General features: G+C 60.2%; 2 protein-coding genes and 2 pseudogenes. 2 read left to right on the forward strand and 2 right to left on the reverse strand.

Going from position 1 to position 2461, the window contains the following annotated elements:
• On the reverse strand, nt 1-148 hold a 148-nt coding region (locus V7066_RS28890; RefSeq protein WP_442947399.1), incomplete at its 3' end, for a transposase.
• A gap of 92 nt (nt 149-240) precedes the next feature.
• Here V7066_RS28890 and V7066_RS28730 point away from each other — a divergent pair.
• A pseudogene (locus V7066_RS28730) lies at nt 241-528 on the forward strand (transposase); the annotation flags it as partial.
• Between the two features lie 259 nt (nt 529-787).
• On the opposite strand, the gene V7066_RS28735 reads toward V7066_RS28730, so the two are convergent.
• Nucleotides 788-1930, reverse strand: coding sequence for an IS110 family transposase (locus tag V7066_RS28735; protein ID WP_334186337.1), 1143 nt, complete (start codon nt 1928-1930; stop codon nt 788-790).
• Between the two features lie 60 nt (nt 1931-1990).
• Between V7066_RS28735 and V7066_RS28740 the strand changes: the two are divergent.
• Nucleotides 1991-2407: pseudogene (locus V7066_RS28740) on the forward strand (IS3 family transposase); the annotation flags it as partial.
• Between the last annotated feature and the right edge of the window lie 54 nt (nt 2408-2461).

The following is a 2461-nucleotide window of genomic DNA, read 5'->3' on the forward strand; positions in this document are numbered from 1 at the left end:
AAGTATAAATCTGTTGTCGGGTTACATCGTGGCGCTGCGCCACCTCTGTCAGTGTAGCGCCATTCACGCCAGCCGCACCAATGATCTCCAGCCTCTGCTGGTCCGTCCACCGGCGCCGTCGTTCCTGACCCAGTATCTCCGCCCTCATCGCAATCCCCGATCAAGAGACGTCGTTAGCGACGTCGCTATGACCGTCTCCTAAGAGATTATCGCGCCATCAGGCAGGCGGTCCCAGTCGGACTGGTTACCAATCACAGCCCGGCGTTCAAGGCGAAGGTGGCTTTGGCTGCCTTGAAGGGCGAGAAGACGCTGGCCGAACTGGCGCAGCAGTTTGATGTCCATGCCAACCAGATAACCACGTGGCGCGCCCAGTTGCTGGAAGGGGCAGCGGGCGTGTTTGGTGGCGAGAGTGCTGCAGAGAACGCCGAGCCCACTGTCGATGTCAAAACGCTGCATGCCAAGATCGGCGAACTGACGCTGGCGAATGATTTATATGCGGGGCCTTGTGTCAAGCGGCGCGCGCAGGACCTGCGGCAGACCTTGACTGGTTGCCTTTGTCATTCCGTCGGGATCGGCGGGGTCGATCGTCCTGGTGCAGGCGTGCGACTGGCGCATCAACTTATATCCGGCAGCTCCATGACGGCTTGCCACAATCCTGCACGCACGGCTCAGACGCTCAAGGGGACGGTTTCACACTTTTTGCCGGTGCATTCGCACCAATCATACTCTCGAAGCCCGTCACCCCGCTTTCAGGCCCTGGCCGGGGCCTGAACTTTCAAAGGCCGGGTCAGCCAGTCGCAGCGGCTTTGGTCGGCATTACCAGGCCTTCAGGAACGAGGCCGGTTTCGACATAGCGCCAGAGTGTGATCGCCAGCTTGCGGGCCATGGCCACCAGCATGATCCGACGCATGCGCGCAGATTGCCCCTGTGTTCTTACCCTGAACCACTTTGTCAGCGGGCTTGCGGGATGTTTGTGCTGCCAGATCCAGGCGATCTCGATGAGGATGCGCCGGGCCCAGCTGTTGCCGGCTTTTGAGATGCCCTGGCATTTCGTGGTAGTGCCGCTGTCGTAGGCACTTGGCGTCAGACCAAGATAGGATCCCAGGTGCGAACGGCTACTGAACTGCCGCGAGAAGATTTCCCGCGCCATGATCGCGGCAGTCGTTCCGCCAACCCCGGGCAGAAGACGAAGCATCTGACGCTTCTGCTCGATCGCAGGGTCTTGCGCATCCGCCACATCACGCTCCTTTTCGACGCAGCGGATCTGCTCCTCGACCAGAGCCAGCCGTGAATATTCACGTTCAAGTTCATGGAGCAGGCGTTCCGGAAGCGCTCTTCCTTCCGCGGTGACAAGGGAAGCAAAATCAATTCGCGTCGCGCGCAGTTTCGGTTCGATGCCCCTTATCCCCTGGCCAAAAAGCAGGCCTTTGATCCGATTGATATGTGCGGTACGCTCGTGGACCAGGCGTTGCCGTTCGCGGTGTGATCGACGCGCATCTTCCTCTTCGACATCGGGAACGCGCACAACAGCACATACATGATGGTCGCCGCGGTCTATCGCGATAACGGCCCGGAGCAGCATCAGGGCGTCGATACGAACCGTCTTCACCCTGCGCGCACGGCGGTTTACCTGCAGGCTGGCCGGATCCAGCACACGGCACTCGATCCCTGAACGGGTCAGACGCCGTGCCAACCAGAACCCATCATAGCCCGCCTCATAGCAGATCACGATTCTCGCGATTGATCCGGCAACCTTGCGAAGTCGCGCCACCAGCGCATCAAAATCACCACCTGGCAGGCGATAGATGCTCGGCTTGGGCTGGCCGGGGTGGGCCACCGATATGACCCAGTTCTTCTTGCTTAGTTCGATCGCCGCATAAACGGTCTCAGTGTTCGATGCTGGTGAAGCAAACTCCTGTTCCATCGTCATGGCCAATCTCCTGAATGACACTGCCGTCAGGATACCGGTTAATCCCGGCGACCTGCTTAGGATCTTTTTGGCAGGCGCGCTCGGCAAAGCGGGTCTGTTGCCGAGCGCAAAGCGATGATCGATCGGTCACACAGCCTGCCGGTGGCGCGTCAGGCTCGGGAGCTGGGGATCAGCCGGAGCAGCGTGTATTACCTGCCAGCGCCCGTGTCTGCCACCGACCTGGGCATCATGCGGCGTATGGATGAATTGCATCTGGAATACCCGTTTGCGGGCAGCCGGATGCTGCGCGACCTGCTGCGCCAAGAGGGCACCGCGATCGGCCGCTGCCACGTCGCCACCTTGATGAAGAGGAGGTCGATCGAGGCGATCTATCGCCGGCCCAACACATCCAAGCCCGCGCCTGGGCACAGGATCTATCCGTATTTGCTGCGGAAATTGCCGATCACGCGGCCCAATCAGGTGTGGGCAACTGACATTAGGGCGTGAACTCATAAATCGGGTTGAGTTGTCGGCCTTGGCGTGATTCAGGCG

The organism is Novosphingobium sp. (assembly GCF_036820275.1).
Lineage (GTDB): Bacteria > Pseudomonadota > Alphaproteobacteria > Sphingomonadales > Sphingomonadaceae > Novosphingobium.